This is a genomic window from Vibrio sp. Y20_XG_PY13 (assembly GCF_024181925.1).
In the GTDB taxonomy this organism is placed as follows: Bacteria; Pseudomonadota; Gammaproteobacteria; order Enterobacterales; family Vibrionaceae; genus Vibrio; species Vibrio parahaemolyticus.
Genome location: NZ_JAMZAL010000005.1, coordinates 139,469 through 161,583, shown reverse-complemented (window position 1 = coordinate 161,583; position 22,115 = coordinate 139,469). Strand labels below are relative to the sequence as shown.

Annotated in this window: 18 protein-coding genes; 10 read left to right on the top strand and 8 right to left on the bottom strand. The window is 47.0% G+C overall.

The window, feature by feature from the left end:
* Positions 1-9: 9 nt before the first annotated feature.
* Complete coding sequence (locus tag NL646_RS13855) at positions 10-1,023, top strand: lipopolysaccharide assembly protein LapB (protein ID WP_021447697.1); 1,014 nt, start codon at positions 10-12, stop codon at positions 1,021-1,023.
* A gap of 148 nt (positions 1,024-1,171) precedes the next feature.
* Here NL646_RS13855 and NL646_RS13850 read toward each other — a convergent pair whose 3' ends face one another.
* Positions 1,172-2,284, bottom strand: coding sequence for a phosphatase PAP2 family protein (locus tag NL646_RS13850; RefSeq protein ID WP_140389106.1), 1,113 nt, complete (start codon positions 2,282-2,284; stop codon positions 1,172-1,174).
* 113 nt (positions 2,285-2,397) lie between these two features.
* On the bottom strand, positions 2,398-3,537 hold the full coding sequence (chrA, locus tag NL646_RS13845; RefSeq protein ID WP_140097675.1) for a chromate efflux transporter: 1,140 nt from the start codon (positions 3,535-3,537) through the stop codon (positions 2,398-2,400).
* Positions 3,538-3,625: 88 nt separating this feature from the next.
* Here chrA and NL646_RS13840 point away from each other — a divergent pair, with 88 nt between their 5' ends.
* Complete coding sequence (locus tag NL646_RS13840; RefSeq protein ID WP_020835433.1) at positions 3,626-4,570, top strand: LysR family transcriptional regulator; 945 nt, start codon at positions 3,626-3,628, stop codon at positions 4,568-4,570.
* Positions 4,571-4,618: 48 nt separating this feature from the next.
* On the opposite strand, the gene NL646_RS13835 is transcribed toward NL646_RS13840, so the two are convergent.
* The 4 genes from NL646_RS13835 to ebgR form a co-directional block, all read right to left on the bottom strand.
* A complete protein-coding gene (locus NL646_RS13835; protein ID WP_005456559.1) occupies positions 4,619-6,052 on the bottom strand; it encodes an amino acid permease in 1,434 nt (477 codons plus the stop codon).
* 78 nt (positions 6,053-6,130) lie between these two features.
* Positions 6,131-6,583 carry a beta-galactosidase subunit beta gene (locus NL646_RS13830; protein ID WP_069533139.1) on the bottom strand — a complete coding sequence of 151 codons (453 nt, stop codon included), beginning with the start codon at positions 6,581-6,583 and terminating at the stop codon, positions 6,131-6,133.
* A gap of 3 nt (positions 6,584-6,586) precedes the next feature.
* Positions 6,587-9,685 (bottom strand): beta-galactosidase subunit alpha, encoded by a 3,099-nt coding sequence (gene ebgA, locus NL646_RS13825; protein WP_253664340.1) that lies wholly within the window; start codon positions 9,683-9,685, stop codon positions 6,587-6,589.
* A gap of 349 nt (positions 9,686-10,034) precedes the next feature.
* The gene (gene ebgR, locus NL646_RS13820; protein ID WP_005494135.1) at positions 10,035-11,021 is read right to left on the bottom strand and encodes a transcriptional regulator EbgR; all 987 of its coding nucleotides are present in this window, start codon (positions 11,019-11,021) and stop codon (positions 10,035-10,037) included.
* 380 nt (positions 11,022-11,401) lie between these two features.
* On the opposite strand from ebgR, the gene galE reads away from it, so the two are divergent.
* The 4 genes from galE to galM all read left to right on the top strand — a co-directional run bounded on the left by galE (position 11,402) and on the right by galM (position 15,900).
* Positions 11,402-12,421 (top strand): UDP-glucose 4-epimerase GalE, encoded by a 1,020-nt coding sequence (galE, locus tag NL646_RS13815; RefSeq protein WP_253664374.1) that lies wholly within the window; start codon positions 11,402-11,404, stop codon positions 12,419-12,421.
* An 82-nt stretch (positions 12,422-12,503) separates the two neighbouring features.
* Positions 12,504-13,556 carry a UDP-glucose--hexose-1-phosphate uridylyltransferase gene (locus NL646_RS13810; protein ID WP_253664339.1) on the top strand — a complete coding sequence of 351 codons (1,053 nt, stop codon included), beginning with the start codon at positions 12,504-12,506 and terminating at the stop codon, positions 13,554-13,556.
* A gap of 109 nt (positions 13,557-13,665) precedes the next feature.
* Positions 13,666-14,826, top strand: coding sequence for a galactokinase (gene galK, locus NL646_RS13805; protein ID WP_253664338.1), 1,161 nt, complete (start codon positions 13,666-13,668; stop codon positions 14,824-14,826).
* A 9-nt stretch (positions 14,827-14,835) separates the two neighbouring features.
* Entirely contained in the window at positions 14,836-15,900 is a 1,065-nt protein-coding gene (gene galM / locus NL646_RS13800) for a galactose-1-epimerase (RefSeq protein WP_253664337.1), read from the top strand.
* 73 nt (positions 15,901-15,973) lie between these two features.
* Here the strand turns inward: galM and NL646_RS13795 are convergent, their stop codons facing one another.
* Complete coding sequence (locus NL646_RS13795; protein WP_006742407.1) at positions 15,974-16,999, bottom strand: LacI family DNA-binding transcriptional regulator; 1,026 nt, start codon at positions 16,997-16,999, stop codon at positions 15,974-15,976.
* Positions 17,000-17,211: 212 nt separating this feature from the next.
* Here NL646_RS13795 and NL646_RS13790 point away from each other — a divergent pair, with 212 nt between their 5' ends.
* A complete protein-coding gene (locus NL646_RS13790; RefSeq protein WP_102590792.1) occupies positions 17,212-18,282 on the top strand; it encodes a cellulase family glycosylhydrolase in 1,071 nt (356 codons plus the stop codon).
* Positions 18,283-18,352: 70 nt separating this feature from the next.
* Positions 18,353-19,741 carry an MFS transporter gene (locus NL646_RS13785; protein WP_005456609.1) on the top strand — a complete coding sequence of 463 codons (1,389 nt, stop codon included), beginning with the start codon at positions 18,353-18,355 and terminating at the stop codon, positions 19,739-19,741.
* A 90-nt stretch (positions 19,742-19,831) separates the two neighbouring features.
* On the opposite strand, the gene NL646_RS13780 is transcribed toward NL646_RS13785, so the two are convergent.
* Complete coding sequence (locus NL646_RS13780; protein ID WP_253664336.1) at positions 19,832-20,836, bottom strand: substrate-binding domain-containing protein; 1,005 nt, start codon at positions 20,834-20,836, stop codon at positions 19,832-19,834.
* Positions 20,837-21,013: 177 nt separating this feature from the next.
* Here NL646_RS13780 and NL646_RS13775 point away from each other — a divergent pair, with 177 nt between their 5' ends.
* Together NL646_RS13775 and NL646_RS13770 are read left to right on the top strand one after the other, a co-directional pair.
* Positions 21,014-21,346: a tRNA-binding protein gene (locus NL646_RS13775; protein ID WP_005494151.1), complete on the top strand. Its 333-nt coding sequence runs from the start codon at positions 21,014-21,016 to the stop codon at positions 21,344-21,346.
* Positions 21,347-21,491: 145 nt separating this feature from the next.
* Positions 21,492-22,088: an outer membrane beta-barrel protein gene (locus NL646_RS13770; RefSeq protein WP_015297197.1), complete on the top strand. Its 597-nt coding sequence runs from the start codon at positions 21,492-21,494 to the stop codon at positions 22,086-22,088.
* Positions 22,089-22,115: the final 27 nt, after the last annotated feature.

The following is a 22,115-nucleotide window of genomic DNA, read 5'->3' as shown; positions in this document are numbered from 1 at the left end:
ATAGTTATGTTGTGGATTAAGAAATACGTCATCATCTCGTTGTTGGTGCTCACTGCATGTGCAACAAATGAACAAGCATCCGATTTTGATTCCAGCTTGTATTCTGGCAAACCCGTTGAGTCGCTCACCAATGATGAGCCGCCCAAAACTGAGGAAGAGGCTATCTCGCGCGGTGATATTGCGCTTACCAACAAAAATGTCGATTTGGCATTGTATGAATACATTCGCTCCCTTTCTTTCCCTAACGCGGTGCATAAGGACAAAACGCTATACACCGTCGGGCGTATTCACTTAGCTCGCGAGAACTACGAACTGGCGGATAAAGCCTTTCGTGCATCGCTTGCAGAAAATCCTGACAACATTGGCTCCTTACAAGAACTTGGCACGCTGTACACCAAGCGTGGAGAAAAAGACGTCGGTAAGAGTTATTACATTCGCGCACTTAATGCCGACCAAATCCGTATGAAAGGCAACCCGAACATCACCAACGACAACATCACGGCAGAGTCTGTAGCCACTTATCGTTACGACGATAAATCGCCAGTGGCTGCGTATTCTGGTTTAGGGGTATTGTATGACGTCCGTGGCGATCACGGCGTAGCACAAGCACTGATCAGAAAAGGGTTGGATATTGACCCGAGAAACGTTAACGCATTAGTCAGTTTGGGATACTCGTACTACATGGAAAAAGAGTACTCAAAAGCGGCGCACTTTACTCAAGCGGCTTTGAGCATCAAACCGAGTGATGAAAGGGCAATTAACAACTTAGGATTGATTGCGCTTGCGAAAGACCAACCAAGACAAGCGCTGAGCATTTTCAGCCGTCATATGACCGAGCCTGAAGCATTAAATAACGTGGGGTACTTTTTGATTCTGCAAGGCAAGCCGGACGAAGCGATTCCTTACTTGCAGCAAGCGATTGATAAGAACCCGGCCTACTATGAGTTAGCCAACAAAAACCTAGAGCGCGCTCTTGCGATAGTTCGTGAGCGACAAGATACATCAAAAGTGTTCTTACAATAGGGTAACGAAACCAGAGGCGATTTCTTCAATCACAGCCGTTATCTGACAGAGTAAATATTCAATGAAAAAGCCACTCCGCTGCTTTGGCGAGAGTGGCTTTTTATTTTGGGTTTTTGATGGTGAGTTTATAACGTTAGGTAACTTTTGGTTAAGTAACTTTTGTTTGGGGAGTACGGCTCGTTAGCGCCCATCCTACCGCTTTCCAAATCGCCAAGGTTGAAAGCACAGAAAAATAGCCATCAACCGCGTAATGCCATCCCAAATGGACCGAACCTATTTGAATGATGACCGCAAAAGCGCAGGCAAAGTATCCCAATGTTTTATTGAGACGGTAAGTGCATAGCGCCATTAATACCGCAATGGATACGTGCATACTTGGCATGGCAGAGATGCCAGAACCGATGCCATTTACCTGCGTTACATAGCCTTGCCAAAGGTAATCCTGAGTTTGTAAAGCCCATAATGGAAATGCGCCAACGCTTTCTAAAAACGTACTTTGCTCGTTCAATCTCTGCATTAAAGGAGCAAAAAGATCATCACCGTTCAAAAGCTCCAAATAACACGGCCCTACTGATGAAAACGCGGTCGCAAATAGGCTGCCGTTGATCATCCAAGTTAGCAGAAACGTGAGTAAAAACTGCAAGCGTAACATTCGTGCCTTCTTGTACAGTACAAAGAAAAACAGCGTCACCCACATAAAAAAGAACCAAGCATTGTAGGCGGTATTGATTGCCAGAGATGCCCAAGGGCTTGAGAAAATAGCGTGAGTAATCACCCACGGGTCGTTGCCAAAATGTAGCCAGCGGTCGAGTTCAATCAAGCTCTGATCAACACCGTAAGGGTGTAGCAAGGGGATGATGGATTTTAAGAAGGTGTAATTTGAAAAGACGATGTTGAGCGCCAACAACAAAATCAGAATTGAGCAGGTTCGACTGAGTGGGAAAACGATGGTTTTGAGCTTACACAGAAACTGTTTGGTGGGGTGTTTTTCTCGGCGAACAAGCAGATACAAATAGTAGTAACTGCACCACACAAGCCCTGCGCTGTAACAAGCTAAATAAAGAGTTTCGAGGTAGGTAGTAAATGAGTATTGAACTGGGAGTTTTAAGTACACTGCTAAGGCATAAAGCAGGATGGTTGTGATAAGGCAATACAGGTAAACACTTTTGTCTGCAGCTATTTCCTCTCGCAACTGATTGAAGAAAGCGACGCTCTTTTTCTGCCAGCTCAGGTTGAGCTCGTAATTGTTGTCTTGTTCCATCGATGATCCGTCATCTCTATCCTTCCAATATCATTAAGCTTAGTTGAGAAAACGGGCACTCGTATTTGAGTACCCGTGGTTTATCTGGATTCAATAGTTGGCGTATCAGCAGGCTACATCATGCCCGTGACAAGGCCTGCCGCCACAAAAAACACGATCATCCACAGCACCGATAGGTTGAGCTTTTTGTGTAGATAGCAACCCGCAACCACTAACGCCATGTCGATGGGAGCAACAACTGCGCTGCTAAATACTGGCTGGTAAAGTGCCGCGAGTAGTAACCCTACTACCGAGGCATTGACACCGTTGATGGCGCCGGAGATCAGCGGTTTGCCTGCCAGTGCTTGCCAGTTTTTAAGAACGCCAAGCAGTAAAAGAAACCCTGGGAGGAATACGCCAAGCGTTGCGATCAGCGCGCCTAAAATTGGCGTATCCGAAAGCTCATAACCAATAAAAGTCGCAAAGGTGAACATTGGCCCCGGTACAGCTTGTGCAGCGGCGTAGCCTGTTAAAAATGCATCTTGGCTGAGCTGGTCGCCAACAATGTTTTGCAGAAGCGGTAGCACCACATGACCGCCACCAAACACTAAACTACCAGCTTGGAAAAAATCACTAAACAGCCCAAGCAAAGGCAACGTATGAGCTACTAACGGTAAGCCGAGTAAAAGCACCGCAAATAGAGCCAATGGCGTGATAGACGGTTTAAACGGCTCGGCTGATGGCGCGGAGTCTTTCTTCAGATATCGCATGCCGACAAAACCTGCTACGAGCAACACGAACATTTGCGTCATGATGCTTGGTGCCACCAGCAACGCAATTGCAGTAGCGACGCACAAACCCGCGGTCAGTTTGCTTTGGCAGAAGTTTTTGTACATGCCCCAAGTCGCATCCGCCACGACGACGACTGCGAGCAGTTTTAGGCCGTGAACGATGTTTTGGAACACTGCGGTGTCGGTGATTTGGCTGCTCACCATCGCCAGCGCCAACATGATGATCACCGAAGGAAGCGTGAATCCGACAAATGCTGCGCATGCGCCACCTAAACCGCCACGTTTATAGCCTAAAGCAAAGCCAACTTGGCTTGAGCCCGGTCCCGGCAAAAACTGACTGAGCGCGACAATTTGCGCGTACTCGCTGTCATCAAGCCATTTCAGTTTCTCAACAAAGGTTTGGCGAAAATAACCAATATGAGCCGCAGGGCCGCCGAAGCTGAACCAACCTAGCCAGAAAAAAGTTTTGAAGATGGTGAACATGTCGAGCCTGTTTATCTAAAAAGCATTGTTGCTAATTTATCGGATGCTCTAAAATGACTCAAATTGATAGATTTAATTTCATTCATGAATGAAATGGGATGAAGGTGTTGAGGTGAAAGAGGACATTCAGTGGCGCAACATTGACTTGAACTTATTGGTGACGTTTTCCTACTTGTATCGACATCGAAGCGTTAGCGTCGCTGCAGAGAAAAGTTACGTTAGCCAGTCGGCGATGAGTCATAGTTTGTCTCGTTTAAGGTTGTTGTTTGACGACCCGCTTTTTGAGCGAAAAGGACACAAGATGGAGCCCACCGAGCACGCTCACCACATCGCGCCAACCGTGCATCATTTGCTGGACTCTATCGCCAAAGACTTGCTCACTAAGTCTGCCTTCCAACCTGAAAATTACGCGGGTGTATGTCGCATTGGGTTAACGGATTATGCCGAGTTTATTTTTGCTCCTCGGCTTTATGACGAAATACGCCAGCGCGCACCAGAGGCCCAGATCAGTTTTATTAACGTCAATCGTAGCAACTACGTGGCATTAACTGAGCACGAAAAGCTCGATGTCATTATTGGCAGCATGCCGGTGTTGGATGACAACTTTGAGAGCTTGTACTTGTACACGGAAAAACACGTGTGTATGTGTGATAAACAGGTATTGAAAGGGGAAACACAGCTGTCTCTGGAAGCGTTCGCGAACATAGAGCAAGCTCTGGTAAGTCCCGATGGGAGCTTAAAGACACAAGTAGACCAAAAGCTCGCAGAACATGGCTTGAGCCGTAAAGTCACCGTGGCGTCGCGCAACTTTCTCACTATTCGGCATTTATTGAAAAAGCGCGATCTCATTGCCATCGTGCCAGAAAAAATGGCGTTGGCGGAGGGCTTTTCGGACGATCTCATTACTATTAAGCCGCCGATCGCCGTTGCGGATTTTGATATTGCCATGCTGTGGCATTCCAGCCGAAACAATGAAGACAAAGGCATTTGGCTACGCGAGTTGGTTTCTTCGACCATCACCTCTCACATATAAAAAAGGGCACCAAAGGGTGCCCAGAATGTTTGTCATTGAAAGTCTGTGTTATACCGCTTGCGAAGCTGGTGCGGCTTCTTTTATACGCTCTTCCTGATTCAATGATTTTTCGTATTGGCTGTACTTCCACCAAGCAAAGCCAAGGAAAATCACGATACCGCCAACGTTGTAGAAAATGATGGTCATGATGTCGGCCCCAGTAGGGAAGGTCGATGCTAAGAAACCAACCGTAAAGATAGCGATCAGTACCGATACGGTAGCGATGCCCATTTTGCGTGAGCCCATTTTGAAATCACGCTCTACGTGATCCAGTTTCAAGCGCAGATTCAGGTATGCCAACATGATGAACAGTGGTGGCAGCATCGAGGCGGCTGCCGTCATGTTGATTACGGTGTTCATCAGATCTTGAGCGGTGTTAGAACCTAATGTTGGGATGATCATCAGTGGGATAACGATAAGGAATTGATACCAAGCTGCGCGAGCTGGTACGCCGTTTTCGTTCAGCTCTACGGTTTTCTTGCCAAAAATGCCTTCTGGAATCTCAGAGAAGAAGATTTTCACTGGCGTTGCTGTCCACATCAGTAGAGAGCCAAACATAGCGGTGAAGGATACCAAGCCTACGAAGCGGTTCATCAGGATTTCTGGCAAACCAAAGTACGCAGCCAAACCTTCAAATACTTGAACCGATCCACCCGTGTATTTTAGGGTTTCGCTAGGAACAAACACGTTAATCAAAACAGACGCAACTGAGTAAAGCACGCCGATAAAGATACCTGCGATGATGATGACTTTAACGAACGATTTCGAGCCGCCTTTTACATCGTTTACGTAAACCGCGACCGATTCCGCACCGCCTGCCGCCATAAAGATCCATGTAGTAATGCCTAAAAATGCCCAGCTGAAATCAGGGATCATCGCTTCTACAGTAATTGGGTCAGCTGGTTCTACGCCGCCGATCAACGCTGCGCCAGCCAGTAAAATGTACGACATTGTCAGTAGCAGCATGAGGGAGGAGGTCACCGACGTAATTGGCCCCAACATTTTCGCGCCGTTCGTCGATACGTAGGTTGCAAACGCAAACAAAATCATACTGAGCACGGTAGTGGTGAATGGCGTCAGAATGTATTCATAGCCCAAGAACGCGTAAGACGCATAAGCGATAACACGCGGCAGCAAGGACGTGAAGAAGAATAGGTTAACGAACCAGTAAGTGTAGGCAGAGATAAACGCCCAGCGACCGCCGAGTGAGCTTTTTACCCATGCGTAGACCCCCGCTTCAGAATCTTTATTCAGAGATACGAATTCTGCGATGATCAAACAGAAAGGAATGAAATAAAAAATGGTCGCCAGAAAGAACATTGGCGCAGAAGCTAGACCGATCTCGATGTTGTTATTGATTACGTTATTAAAGCTAAATACTGCGGCAAAGGTGAGGGACAACAACCCGAATTTGCCTATCGTATTACGTTTGGATTCAGACATGTTCTATCTCCGGTGAATCACGTTGGAATTGTAGGGAGGAAGGGCTTGTAATGCTGTGACCACAGCCCTTCTCTTGTTTTATTTATTTAGAAAGTAGCCATCTTCGATGGTCACTTTGAGCACCACTTTTCTTACGCGGTTGTCTCCATAGAAGCGGTACGCTTCACTGTTTTCAAAAATTGCCACTTGGCCTTCGCAAAGCTCACGTGTTTCACCCTGACCAGAAAAAAACTCGCGGTCAGTTTCATCACGATAAGCTTGCTCTAGGGTTAACGCGGTTTTATCCGCGAACTCAACGGTTTCTCGGCCTTCGAGGTAGTAATGCACATCGAAGTAACGACGGTTACCGATGAACATTTCGGTTTGTTTCGCGATGCCATCTTCAACCATGTAAACCAGTGAATCGCCAATCGAGTGCATCACGCCATCTTTGATGTTGCCGATGTTGCCAATGGCTTCCACACAGCGGTTCCATTTACGACCGTTGCGATATACCTGTTTGAATTGCTCTAAGCTGTCTAACACGATCATGGGTTACGCCTCGTTGACTGATTGAGTATTGGTTTGAGTGAAAAACGCGTTGTCGAAATCATGGTTTGCCATCACGTGTGCGTTGCAATCGCCTGCTTGCAGTGGCATCAGCGTCAAACCGTAACGGAACTCGTCCATGTACACGCGGTAAGAGTCGAGCACTTCGCTGCCCCATGAGTTCGAGCCTAACCCCATCACTTGATGGTCAAGGTTAAGGGTGATGTAGCCACTCTTTTCTAGCTCGATCGTATGTTGCGCTTGATGCAGGTTTTGGTTGGTGTAGAACCACGCGCTGAAGTTGATTTCTTGCTGAGGTTTCACCAATAACCCTGTGCCATGACGGTTGGTGAGCGATGCCCAGCGCACGTGTTGGCGGTTGCCGTTGTTTTGCGGGAACGGGTAGTTCTCGAACATGTCCGCCACATTGGTGTGGTAAACATCAATGAGGTTAGCTTGGCGACTGTCTTGGTAGTTTTCTTCTGGGCCGCGACCGTAGTAGCTCACTTGGTCAAAGCTGCCGTTGATGCCCAAATCCAAGCCAATCACCGGAATCACGTGAGGGTAGTCGCCGTAGCGCTCGCCACTCAGTTCCACGTTCAAATGGCCTTGAGCATTGATTTGGTAGCGATAGGTACAACGCATGCCAAAATCAAAGACCGGCGGTGCAATGATGCTGGTGGTCGTAATCAAGACGGAATCATCTGTTGCTTCCACAGCAAGTGTGCGGAAGTGCTCCTGCATGATTTGCAGATGCGCTGGGTGCCACAAACCTTCATACTCTTGTTTGTGGTTATCAATCATCGGTTTGAAGAAGTTCAGTCTCGGCTCAGATTGAATGATCTCTTCGCCATTTACGCGCCAAGAAGTCAGCTTGCCGTTTACTTTCGAGAAAGTGAGCGTGAAGTTATGACCTTCAATTACGTGTTCCAAACGGCTTTCGTTAATCACCAAAGGTTGTGCGTTGCGATTGATGAACGCAGGTGCAGACTCGGTCTTTTCTTTCAGTTGGAACTGATACACCGCAATTTCATGGTTGGCTTCGCTGTAAAGCGTGCGACTGTCTTTGCGTACGGTGAAGTTAACAAAGGCTTCGCGCTCATCCAATTCTGGCAAGTCGATGGTCACTTCACGTTCGCTGTTGGCGACCAAAGCTTCGACTTTGAATTGCACGCTACGCAGGGTTTCACCTTCGGCACGCACGTCGGCAGTGATGGTGTAATCATCGAGGTTGGTGAACCACAATTTGTTCTCAACGATAAAGCGGTCATGGCAACCTTCAACGGCGCGGATTTTCACCGGTGCAATGACTTGTTTGTATTCTTTCAGGCCAGGGCCCGGGGTTTGATCTGGGTAAATCAGACCATCCATGCAGAAGTTGTAGTTGTTTGGGTAATCGCCGTAATCGCCGCCGTATTTGTAGAACTCTTGGCCGTGTTCATCACGCGCTAGAATGCCGTGATCACACCATTCCCAAACGTAGTGACCTTGAATGTGGTCGTGCGCATAGAACACGTTTTGGTATTCCGTCAGACCACCCGGCCCGTTACCCATCGCGTGTGCGTATTCGCAGATAATGCGTGGCTTCTCGTGTGGGTGTTCGCCAAAGTAATTCATCAATTGAGCGCGTGAGTACATAGTGGAAATCACATCCACCACTTCAGCATCGCGGTCTTCTTCGTAGTGAACCAAACGGGTGTCATCAATTGCTTTGGTCGCTGCATACATCGCACGGATGTTACAGCCATAACCCGATTCGTTACCGAGTGACCACATGATGATAGAAGGGTGGTTTTTCTGTGCGTGCACATGGCGCACTGCGCGATCAACAAACACCGCTTCCCATGCTGGATCATTGGTGATACGGCTCAGGTCGCCAACGTTGGCAAAGCCGTGGGTTTCCACATCGGTTTCTGCCATCACAAACAGGCCGTAAATATCACACAGCTCGTAGAAGCGTGGGTCGTTCGGGTAGTGTGCGGTGCGAACCGAGTTGATGTTGTGTTGCTTCATCAAAATCAGATCTTTTTCCACGCGGTCCATGCCCACTGCGCGACCTTTTAGGTGGTCGTTGTCATGACGGTTTACACCATGCAGCATCACGTATTGATTGTTGATGTAAAACAGGCCATCGCGCACTTTGATGTCACGGAAACCCACGCGTTGTGGGATCACTTCCACTACGTTGCCTTGGTGATCTTTTAAGGTAATGAACAAGTGGTAAAGGTAAGGATTTTCAGCCGTCCAATGTGTTGGGCTCACCATATCAATCGCAAAGCTTGTTGAGTGGTGGTTTTGGATGGTCAGTGAATCGCATTGACCACTGGCTACGACAGTGCCTTTGTCATGCAGCGCGTATTCCAGCGTATAGCCAGACGCGATAGCGGTGGAAAGGTTTTCCAATTCGATTTGAGCACTGAGCGTCGCACTTTGGTAATCGTCGGCGAAATCGGTGCGAATTGTTAGGTCTTGGACGTGAATGTTCTCTTTTCCGATTAGATAAACATCACGGAATATCCCCGCCGTCCACCACATGTCTTGGTCTTCAATGTAAGTGGAATCGGCCCACTGCATTACGCGTACAGAGAGTAAGTTTTCGCCTTGTTGGACGAACTTGGAAATGTCGAATTCCGCTGTGAGTCGGCTGCCTTTACTAAAGCCGACGTACTCGCCGTTTACGTACACTTCAAAGTAGGTTTCCACGCCATCGAACTTGATGATGGTTTGTTGGTTATCCCACTGTGGACCAAGTGTAAATGTGCGTTGATAAGCGCCCGTTGGGTTGTCGGTTGGTACAAACGGGACGTCGATCGGGAATGGGAAGCCTTCATCGGTGTATTGCAGATCGCCGTGGCCTTCCATTTGCCACATGTTTGGGACGGTAATGTGTGCCCAGTCGTTCATTGTTTGTGAGTAAAACGCATCAGGCACCAACATTGGGTTGGTGAAATAACGGAATGTCCATTGGCCGCTGAGTAACATAAAGCGGCGACTCAGTTCACGTTGAAAGGTTTGTGCGCTCTGAACAGAGTCGTAGGAGAAAAAGTACGCACGCGGTGCCATACGATTCTCGTGTAAGTGTTGGAAGTTTTCCCAATTGTTCACGTTTTGATCTCCCCCTCGGCTTGGTGTGCTTATGTTGGAGTGCGGATTGGTTTCATCGCGGCTCAACATCAGTGCAAAAACAACGGCCGATGTATTGTGAAAAATGCTTATGAATAATCTGAGAAAGATATTAGTAAAAGTTTTACTAAAATAAATTAGTGAAAACGTTTTACTTTAACTTGGTCACGTTTTAAATGACCAATGTTGAGCAATATGTGATCAGAGTAAAGGAATGCGTTCTAGATTTTTTTTGGAAAGTAAAAACAGTAAAAATTCGGTAGAAAATAAAAGAAGAAATAAAAAAGCACTGAAAATTCAGTGCCTTATTTGAGCAGTTTTGAGGGTGTTTTTATCGAGTTGTGCCGCGTAGCTTGAGCTTGCTTGGAACGTACACTTGAAGGGGCAGTGCGCGTCCGTCACGGTATTTTTCTACTAACAAGTTCACGCCTTGAATGCCCATCATTTCAGAATGAATACGAACGGTAGATAGAGGTGGGAAGGTAAAGCGCGCGGTAGGGATGTCGTTCACGCTGATCAGCGCAATATCATCAGGAATGTTTAAACCAAACTCATGCACTGCTCGTAACACACCAATCGCAATGGAGTCCGAAGCAATGAACATCGCTTTTGGGAAATCGCCTTTGGCCAGCATCTCTTTCGCTAAGTCATAACCGGACAAGCTAGAGAAATCGCCACGATAAATGTCGTCTTCAGAAACCACACCTTTTAGACTGCCGTAGTCCACAAACGCATTTTCACGAATGTCTGCGGTGTTGGGCTCGTCTTGTCCACCAATAAATCCGATACGCTCGTAGCCTTGTTGTACAAAGAAATCAACCACTTGCTTGCTGATTCTTACAAGGTCGATATCAACGCAATCGTAAGGACTAGTTGGATCTGAAAAGTCAATGTAACAGATGCTATCGGCTAGGCGTTTAGGTAACTTATTGACCACCTTTTGGTCGACTTTCCCGACTAAAAGGACACCCGTGATCTTTTGCGTTTCAACATCAATTTCGCTGTTGTAGCAATTGGTTAGCGTAATGCCGAGTTTATCGCACTGAGTTTCAATCCCATGACGAATCGACAAGTAGTACGGGTCATTCACTTCTGCTTCTTGTTTGTAATTGTACAAGGCCAAAAAGTGATGTTTTTGCTTGGCTTCTTTGGTGGCTTTCTTCGAGCTGCTGGTGCGGTACTCCAGCTTTTCTGCGATTTCTAAAATGCGGCGTTTGGTTTCTTCTTTAACGCTCAACGTCGGATCGTCATTCAAAACTCGCGATACGGTTGCAAGTGAGACGCCCGCTTCAGTGGCGATATCTTTTAGTGTTGCCATGTACATTTCCCGTTGGCATTGCTCACAGTCCAAGTGAGAACTCAATAATCTGGCTATTGTAAACAGCTACTTAGGGATGCACAAACTTTTAGTAAAATCGTGCGATCCATGAAAGAGAGCGGTATCTGCTCGACTCATCTTCACTGCTCATCATCTTCCCGGTTTAATTTAACTAAAGTCTGCATCTAAAATAAGGCTTTCGTGTAATTTTGTGGAAGCGTTTACACAATTTGAATTCGATCACGGATCTGGATCGAGATTGGTTGCTAGACTTTTAGCCAGTTAAGAAATGGGCGTACCGATTCGATGCAATGGCGATTGGCTTTTAGCGCATCAGAGTGAGGTATGAACAGAAAGCAGCAAACGTGGAGAAGCAAAAAGTGAAAGTTCTTGTCACAGGCGGTATGGGATACATCGGTAGTCACACTTGCGTTCAGATGATTGAAGCGGGAATGGAACCTATCATCGTTGATAACTTGTGTAACGCCAAACTGGAAGTGTTAAACCGTATTGAAGCGCTGACTGGCAAACAGCCTGCGTTCCACCAAGGTGACATCCGTGACGAAGCCTTTTTGGATACGGTATTCGCGCAGCACGACATCCAAGCCGTGATCCACTTTGCTGGCCTCAAAGCGGTTGGCGAATCGGTGGCAAAACCACTTGAGTACTACGACAACAACGTCAATGGCTCATTGGTGTTGGCGCGCAGCATGCGTAAAGCGGGCGTGAAAAGCATCGTATTCAGTTCATCGGCAACGGTTTACGGTGACCCAGAAATAGTGCCGATTACGGAAGATTCACCAACAGGCGCAACCACCAACCCATACGGACGCAGCAAATATATGGTGGAGCAGTGCTTAAGCGATCTGTTCCATGCTGAAAACGATTGGAGCATCACCTTACTGCGTTACTTCAACCCAGTTGGCGCGCACCCATCGGGCTGTATGGGGGAAGACCCACAAGGCATTCCCAATAACTTGATGCCATTTATCGCCCAAGTCGCTGTTGGTCGCCGAGAAAAACTCGCGGTATTCGGTAGCGACTACCCAACCCCTGACGGCACTGGCGTGCGTGATTACATCCATGTGATGGATTTGGCCGACGGCCACATCGCCGCATTGAAATCGGTGGGTGAGAAATCGGGTTTGCACATTTACAACTTAGGTACAGGTAAAGGCTCGAGCGTACTTGAGATGGTGGATGCGTTCGCGGCCGCTTGCGGTAAACCTGTGCCTTACGAGTTATGCCCGCGTCGTCCTGGGGATATTGCTGAATGTTGGGCAAGCACGGAAAAAGCTGAGCGTGAACTAGGTTGGAAAGCAACACGCACGGTGGCTGAAATGACCGCCGATACGTGGCACTGGCAGTCAAATAACCCTAGTGGCTATTCCCCGGAGTAATTGCAGTCGCGCGTTGCCATCTGCGCTTCTCACGGTTTTGGGAAGCTGAGTTTGAAGAATTTTAAAGAGTTGAGTAAGTAACATGTCGAATGTCGAATTTAACCCAGTGGATCATCCACACCGCCGTTACAACCCTCTGACTGGGCAATGGATTTTGGTTTCACCTCACCGTGCAAAACGCCCTTGGAGCGGCGCAGATGAAAAGCCCGCATTGGATGAGCTACCAAGCTATGACGGTAAATGTTTCCTTTGTCCAACCAACGAACGTATCTCTGGCGATGTTAATCCAGATTACCAAGGCACCTATGTGTTCAATAACGATTTTGCTGCGCTGATGGTGGATTCACCAGATGCACCGGAGTCAAACAACCCGCTATTCAAAACGCAAGGCGTGCGTGGTTTGAGCCGAGTGATTTGCTTCTCGCCAGATCACAGCAAAACCTTACCGGAGCTGCCTGTGGATAATATTCGTGGCGTGATTGATACATGGAATGAGCAAATTGAAGAGCTCGGCAAAGAGTACGTTTGGGTTCAGGCGTTCGAAAACAAAGGCGAAACCATGGGCTGTTCTCAGCCTCATCCGCACGGTCAAATCTGGGCGAACAGCTTCTTACCAAATGAAATCGAGCGCAAAGAGCACAACCTAAAAGCCTACTACCAAGAACACGGCAGCAACTTGCTGGTGGATTACGTGCAAGCGGAACTCAAAGACGGCTCACGCATTGTGGTAGAAACCGAACACTGGTTGGCCGTCGTGCCTTACTGGGCCGCGTGGCCGTTCGAAACTATGTTGTTGCCGAAAACGCACATTCGTCGCATGAGCGAACTCAACGATGAGCAACGAGACGATTTAGCGCGAGCGATCAAGAAGCTGACCAGCCGTTACGACAATTTATTCCAATGCTCATTCCCATATTCAATGGGCTGGCACTACGCGCCGTTTTTTGACCAGGGCACAGACATCGACCATTGGCAGCTTCATGCACTTTTTTATCCGCCACTGCTGCGCAGTGCCACGGTTCGTAAGTTCATGGTGGGCTACGAAATGCTGGCAGAAAGCCAACGTGACCTTACCGCAGAGCAAGCGGCGCAGCGTCTGCGTGATGTGAGTGATGTCCACTACAAAGAATGCTAAGTCTTTAAATTGGACTGATTACGAATAACGGGATAGCGCGACTTTACAGATAGAAAGTTAGGCTCAACGCGCTATCCCACACAAATTACTATTTTAAGAGAACGTCCCTATGTCTGAACTTATCCAAAATGTGAAAGCGTCATTTGAGCAAGTGTTGGGCTACGCACCTAGCCATATTATTCAAGCGCCTGGTCGTGTGAACTTGATTGGTGAGCACACCGATTACAACGATGGTTTTGTCCTACCGTGTGCCATTAACTACCAAACGGTCGTGGCGGCGGCAAAGCGTGAAGACAATATCGTGCGTGTGGTGTCGGTCGATTACGGTAACGCAGTGGACGAATTCGATATCACGCAAGCCATTACCTTCCAGCAAGACAAAATGTGGGCGAACTACATTCGCGGCGTGGTGAAGTGTCTTCTGGCGCGTGGCTACCAGTTTACTGGGGCGGATATTTCAGTCAGCGGCAACGTGCCTCAAGGCGCGGGTTTGAGCTCATCGGCGGCGTTGGAAGTGGTAATTGGCCAGACGTTCAAAGTGCTGTTCAATCTTGAGATCAGCCAAGCCGAAATTGCGTTAAACGGTCAGCAAGCAGAGAACGAATTCGTCGGTTGCAACTGCGGCATCATGGATCAAATGATTTCATCGGAAGGGCGTGAAAATCATGCGATGCTATTAGATTGCCGTAGCCTTGAAACTGAAGCAGTCTCTATGCCAGAAGACATGGCTGTCGTGATCATCAACTCGAATAAAAAACGTGGTTTGGTCGACAGCGAATACAACACTCGTCGTCAGCAATGTGAAGAAGCGGCGCGTATTTTCGGTGTGAAAGCTTTGCGTGATGTGACGATTGAGCAGTTCAACGAGAAAGTCGCTGAGCTGGATGAAATGGTGGCCAAGCGTGCACGTCACGTCATCACAGAAAATGATCGTACTGTGGAAGCGGCACAAGCGCTACGAGCACACGACATGAAGCGTATGGGCGAGCTGATGGCCGAGTCTCATGCCTCGATGCGCGATGATTTCGAAATCACGGTAAAAGAAATCGATACGCTGGTGGATATAGTCAAAGAGGTGATCGGTGATCAAGGCGGCGTGCGCATGACTGGCGGTGGCTTTGGTGGTTGCATCGTGGCACTTGTACCGCCAGCACTGGTTGATGACGTGAAAGCGGCAGTTGAAGCGAAGTACCAAGCGGCTACGGGCTTAAAAGAGTCGATTTATGTTTGCCAAGCCAAAAATGGTGCGGGTTTGGTTGAAGTGCTGTAAGGAATGATGATGAAAGCCTATTTTCAACAACTAGAACAAGCGATGGCGCAAACGCCGTCGTTTGATGGCCAAACTGCGACTCTGATTCATTTGACCAACGCGAATGGTATGACAGCGTCGTTTATGGATATCGGTGCGACGTGGTTGAGTTGCACATTACCGGTAAATGGTGAAACCCGTGAAGTGTTGTTGCGCTCACCAAATATGGCTGAACACATGAAGCAAGACGCTTACTTCGGTTCCATTGTTGGCCGCTTTGCTAACCGAATTGCGAAGGGGCAGTTTGAGATAGACGGAGAGAAGTATCAACTTGGTATCAATAACGGTGAAAACTCACTGCACGGTGGGCTGGAAGGGTTTGATAAACGCCGCTGGAAGGTTGAAGAGCAAAATGATCAACAGGTCACTTTTTCACTTCGCTCCCCGGACGGTGACCAAGGCTATCCGGGAAACCTCGATGTGAAGGTGACGTACACGCTCACTGACGAGAATGAACTAGCTATCTCCTATGATGCTAAGACCGACAAAACATCGCCAGTGAATTTAACCAATCACGCCTACTTTAACTTGGCTGGTGAGGCGAGCCGCGCGAAAAGTTTGGATCATACTTTACAGCTCAATGCTGGGCATTACTTGCCAACGGATGCGGGGTTAATTCCTTCCGGTGAACAAAAACCAGTTTCGGGCACCAGTTTCGACTTCACCGAGCCAAAATCGATTGGCCAAGAATTTCTTGCTGAGCAAGATCAGAAAACCGCTGGTGGCTACGATCACGCCTTTGTATTCATGCCTGAAGTGACCGATGGCGTATCTGTCGCTGCGGTTTTAATTGCACCAAAAGAAGATGTGGTGATGAAGGTGAAAACCACCAAGCCTGCCATCCAGTTTTATTCAGGTAATTTCTTAGCCGGTACGCCAGGTGCAAGTAAAACTTACGAACGCTATGACGGCCTAGCATTGGAAACGCAATACTTTCCAGACGGGCCAAACAAACCAGAATGGGGACTCAACAATGGGGTGTTGAGCTCTGGGGATTGCTATCAACATCAAACTACTTATCAGTTTGAATTTTAGATAGCACTTCTACCCTTTGAACTTGCAGCGGCAGCAATGCTGCACCTCCAACGACTTTGGGTGTTATGGTGGGCTACATGCCCACCTTTTTTGTTTTTGTCGAAGAGGTTCGAACGATGAGCTCACCCTCTACTTTGCGTTTGTTAGAAAGCAACGGTTGCCCTTCAATCAGTGCCATCAACGATTCGATTGCGAGTTTACCCATGTCTGAGTAGGGCAGTTCAACCGACGTTAATGCTGGGAAGCTTTCAGAGGCGATTTGCTGATTATCGTAACCGACAACGGCAACATCCTGAGGAATCTTCAACCCCAACTCCGCTATCGCTTGGTAGCACCCCATTGCCATATAGTCGCTGCCACAGAAAATCGCTTCTGGCGGCTGCTCCATATTCAGTAGTGCCAGTGTTTGCTGGTGCGCTTCTTTTAGCGACCAGTTTGCATCGACTAAATACTCTGAGTTAGGAATGATGTCTGCATCAATGAGAGCCTGACGGTAACCATCGGCACGTTGCTTACTGGCTAGCATCCAACTTTCACCAGACAGCATGGCAATGCGACGATAACCTTGCGCTGTGAGGTGTGAAACTGCTTTGTAAGCTCCAATCATATCGGCCGGCAAAATACTTGGCGTTTCGGTGTGTTCTTCGTTGGTGCAGTTCAGCAGCACAGTCGGTAAGGAAGTTGTGACGCGTTGCTGCTCCAACTCTCGCGTCATACTGGATGCGTAAACCAAACCTGCGTAATCACCGCCGTTGATCTCCGACTCAATCTTGCTTGCCAACACTTCATCATGGCTGTAATTGAACGTCACCAATATGTAGTCGTTCGACCACGCTTCTTCTCTCGCTGCATTGATGGCATCGATAAATGGGTCATAACTGGTTAAGCCATTGATCACCAATGCGATCTTTTTAGGGCGTCCCAAAGCATGGGCAACCTTTTTGTTTTTGTAGCCAAGTGATTCTGCGGTTTCGAGCACTTTACGTTTGGTCGCTTCCGCGATTTTTACGGAAGTTGAGCCATTCAATACCAGCGATACGGTCGACTGAGAGACGCCAGCCGCCGCCGCAATGTCACTCATGGTGATTTTTTTAGCCATTCTGCTCTTTTACTTAATTTCGTTAGCTAAAGATATTAGCTAAAGATTAAGTTCGGATCATCCTTTAAAGATGAAGATCACAAAAGTAAGTCAGAGCAACTTAAAAGCTGTGATTTTCACCACGTTTATTCTTTGAACACCTAGTCATTAAATTATTAATTAATATATTAGCTAATATTATTAGTTAATAATTTAGTTTTAAGGTGAGTAAGATGAAAAGATGGTCGGAAGAGAAAGCGTGGCAATGGCAAAAAGAGCATGGCTGGCTACGTGGCTTTAACTATTTACCGCGCACAGCGGTTAACTGGAATGAGATGTGGCAAGCGGAATCTTTTGCTCCTGAGGTGATGGAACAAGAGTTAGCTTGGGCGCATGATGTGGGTTACAACACTTTACGTACCAACTTACCATTTATAGTTTGGCAAGCGGATCGCGATGGTTTACATGCGCGAATTGAGCGCTTTCTGGATATTTGCGAACGCAATCAAATCAAAGTGATGCTTACGCCGATGGATGACTGCGGTTTTTCGGGCGACCACCCTTATCTTGGTGAACAAAAAGCGCCCGTACCTGATTTGCACAACAGCCAAGCAGCAGCAAGTCCTGGTCGCAATGTGGTGATGGACAAATCTATGTGGGGTGAGGTCGAAGCGTATATTCGCGACATCATCTCTACCTACAAAAATGACCCTCGAATCGTTATTTGGGATCTCTATAACGAGCCAACCAATCGCATGATTTTCACCACCACGGGTGAGATCGCTTACGACGAAGAAATGGAAATCTTTAGTCATGAGCTGATGGAACAAGCGTTTGAGTGGGCACGTGAAGAAAACCCAACTCAGCCTCTCACCGTTGGCGCTTGGCATGCGCCAAGCATTCTTGACCGAAGCCTGCCGATTTATGAACACCCAACCGATCGCAAAGCGATGGAGCTATCGGACATCATTACTTTCCACGCTTACTTACCACTCGATCTGTTCCATAAAGCCGTTGAAATTGTAGAAAGCTACAACCGACCAATGATGTGTACTGAGTGGCTTGCTCGTCATGCGCAATCGTACATGCACGAACAGCTTCCGGTCTTTAAACAGAAAAACATTGGCTGCTACCAGTGGGGATTAGTGAAAGGAAAAACACAAACGCATCTGCCTTGGCCAGAGATAAAACGTAGCGATGCAAACTATACGAGTCAATGGTTCCACGATCTGCTTGATGAGCAAGGACAGCCGTATGACGCAAGCGAAGTGCAATTGATCAAAACACTCGCAGAAGTGGATTAATTGCCTGTGAGCCGACTCTGAGAAATGGGTCGGTTTCTTATTTACAATAAAATCAATTGAGACGTGAACAATGACTACTCTACAAAACAAACTCACTAATAAGGAGCTGATGTCTTACTTCGGCTATGGGGTAGGCCAGTGCTTTAGCTTTGGTCTAGTCGGCTCTTTTATTCTTTATTTCTATACCGATATTTTGGGCATTTCTCCAATTGCGGCGAGTACGATTTTTTTGATTGCTCGTGTGTGGGATGCGGTGAACGATCCGCTCATTGCTGGATACATGGACACGTTGGACTCTCGCTTTGGTAAATTCCGCCCTTACATGCTGTTTACGCCGGTTCTGATTGTTCTGGTCACGGTGGCCGCTTTCTATAACATCGATGCTGATACATCGACAAAAGTGATGTATGCCGGTATCACTTACATTCTTTGGGGTACGCTTTACACTATTTCTGACGTGCCGTTTTGGTCTATGTCTTCTGTTATGACGGATGAACCACAAGAGCGAGCAAAAGCGGCAACTTGTGCCATGTTAGGGGTGAATGCGGGTATTGGTGCGACTTTGGTTGTGTTCCCGAAACTGAGCGCTTACTTCGCTGATGGCCGCGCAGATCAGGGTTACTTACCAGCTGTGATTGTGTTGATGATTGCGGGTTTGTTCTTCATGCTGAACGGTTTTTACAACACCAAAGAACGCATCTCGACGAAGAGCTGCGAAAAAGTCACGCTAAAACAAACCTTTCAAGCCGTTCGTAAAAATAAGCCGTTGTTTTTTATTCTGGCAGCGTTTTTCATGAATGTGTTTTTCAATCTAGTGAATGGCCTGTACATTTTCTTCTTCACATACAACATGGGAGATGCAGGGTTAGTCTCTCTGATTGGTACCATCACTTTGGTAAGTGCGATCGCATGTTTGGCTACGCCTGTGCTGACAAAGCGTTTCAAAAAACGTGACATCTTTATTGCGCTGTGTGTTTTAGAGATCATCGCTCGCATTGGGTTCTATTTTACTGGCTATGATAATCCAACGGTCGTGATGGCGTGGTTAGCGGTGATTACTGGCATCTTTATGATGACCAACCCTCTTATCTCGGCCATGATTGCAGACACAGTAGAGTATTCGTACTACCACAGTGGCAAACGTACCGCGGCGATCACGTTCTCGGGACAAACCTTTACAGGCAAACTTTCTGTTGCGGTAGCGGGCGGCTTAACGGGGTTAATCTTGACGATGATTGGCTATGTACCAAATGCGGCGCAAACGGAAACCGCGCTCAATGGCATGTTCTTCTGTATTGCGTTGCTACCCGCATTGGGAGCTCTAGTGCGCATCTTTATTATGTCTCGCTACACATTTACCGAAGACCAACATGCGATTTTACGAGAAAAATTACAGCGTGGTGAGTTTGCGGAAGGCGTTGACGTTAAGTCTGTAAAACCGCACGAAGCCTTGAGCTAGAATCCATATCGTCTCGACAATTGCTCAAAGAAAAAGCCCCCTCAATAACCTGAGCGGGCTTTTCGTTTTCAAATTACAGATTATCTACCATCAACAACGCTCAACAGAGTTTCTTCGTACTAAAGTTGGGCTAAAAATAATGGTTTCATCTTCAACTTTTTCGTCACGAGATAGCGCCAAAGCCAAAGCCAAACGGGCGGCGCGTTCTGCCATCATCTCGATTGGGTAGCGAATAGTAGTCAAGCTAGGGTGAACAAAGCGGGCGATTAAGCCATCATCGAACCCGACCATAGAAACCTTACTTGGTACGTCAATGCCATTTTGATCTAACGCTGCGAGTGCGCCAGCGGCCATGTAGTCGTTGTAGGCCACCACTCCAGTAATCTCCAAAGATTTGGTTAACAGGTTGGTCATCGCAACTTCGCCACCATCACTGTTGGGCTCACCGTATTCGATGTAGCTTTTGGAGAGTTCAATACCATGTTCTTTCAATGCTGCTTGGTAACCTTGCAATCGCTCATCGGTATCTTCGATATCGTGGGATGAGGCAATACAAGCGATTTTGCGATGCCCGTGACGAATTAAATATTCTGTCGCGAGGAATGCTCCTTTGCGGTTATCAAGGGAAATACAGCGCTCAGCAAGCTCTGGGATATGACGATTGATAAGCACCATACCTTTCACTTCTTGGGCATAGCCAATTAGCTCCTCATCAGATAAGCCTTTCGAGTGGATGACTATTGCATCGCAACGGCTGTTGATCAGCAATTCTAGGGCTTGACGTTCATCTTCTGGATTATGGTAACCGTTGCCAATCAAGATATGTTTGCCATTTTCGCGCGCGACATTATCGACGGATTTGACCAGCGTGCCGAAGAAAGGATCGGACACATCACTCACCAACACACCCATGGTGTTTGTGCTTTGACTCACCAGTGCGCGAGCTGCGGCATTGGGTCTGTAACCCAATTTGCTCATTGCTTTGGTGACCGACTCTACCGATGATTGACTGGCTTTTGGGGACTTGTTTATCACGCGAGAAACCGTTGCGACCGAGACACCGGCTTCTTTCGCGACATCCTTGATCGTTGCCATATAGAACCTTTAGTGGCTAAAAAATTTTGACTGAAAGTATTAAACACCCATTGTGTAATAAGTGCAATTTGATAGAGGATTTGCTTTCGGAAATGAGATCTTTACCACTTGTATTTATTAAGCTTACTGATAGTGTAAACGTTATCTTTTTAGTAAAACTTTACTGGGGTTTTAATTATGGAAACTATCGCTTACTCTGATTTTGCCAAACTGGAAATTCGTACCGGAAAAATCATTGAAGTAGCTCGTCATCAAAATGCAGACAAGCTGTATATTGTGCAGATTGATATTGGTGAAAAAACACTGCAAACCGTAACCAGTTTAGTGCCTTATTACACCGAGGAAGAGTTGATGGGAAAACAAGTGGTCGTGTTGTGTAATCTTGCCAAAGCCAAAATGCGCGGTGAAACCTCTGAATGTATGTTGTTATGCGCAGAAACGGATGATGAATCCGAAAGTGTGTTACTAACGCCAGAAAGAGCGATGCCGACCGGGGTGAGAATTGTTTAGAGTTTAATCAAGTAAACGTTTTATTGTTCGTGTTTATGTTTTGTGTCTCATTTTATAAATAAATCAATAGATATATATTCAACCTTATTTATAATCTCCGCGCTTTTAAAACTGTTTAACAGTATGAAAAATATAGGAAATTATAATGAAAAAAGTATTGCCACTATTGGCTTTAGGTGCAGTGGTTGCTTCAGCGTCAGTTCAAGCAAAAGGTAACTGGTATGTTGGCGCAGATGTTCTTAACTCTGATCTTAAAGTTGAAGGACACTCTTACAGCTCTTCGGCGACTGGCTTGGGGATTGCAGTAGGTAAAGAACTGCAATTTTCAAAAAACTTCAAATTGGCTTTAGAAGGTGAATACGTTTACTACGGTAGCTTCGAAGAAAAAAAATCGGGTGCGGGTAATTGGTTAGAAGCGACAGTTGAAGGTTATTCGTTCAACCTTAATGCTAAACCTAAGTACCAATTCTCTGGTACCGGTTTTTATGTTGGTGCCGTCGTTGGTCTTGGTGTAACGGGCGTTGATTTGGAGACAAAGTCAAACCTTTCTAGCCTTACTGGCAAGACTGATGGCAGCGATGCTGGCTTTAACTATGGTGCTGAAGTGGGTTATGAATTTGCTTCAGGCCTGATTGTTTCTGGTGGCTACCGTGCTTCTACAGTAACCATTGATGTTGAAGGTGGTGGCGATCTCGAATTTGATTTTGACAGCCTTTACGTTGGCGTTGACTACAAATTCTAAGTTCGCGTATGCAAACATAGATACTAA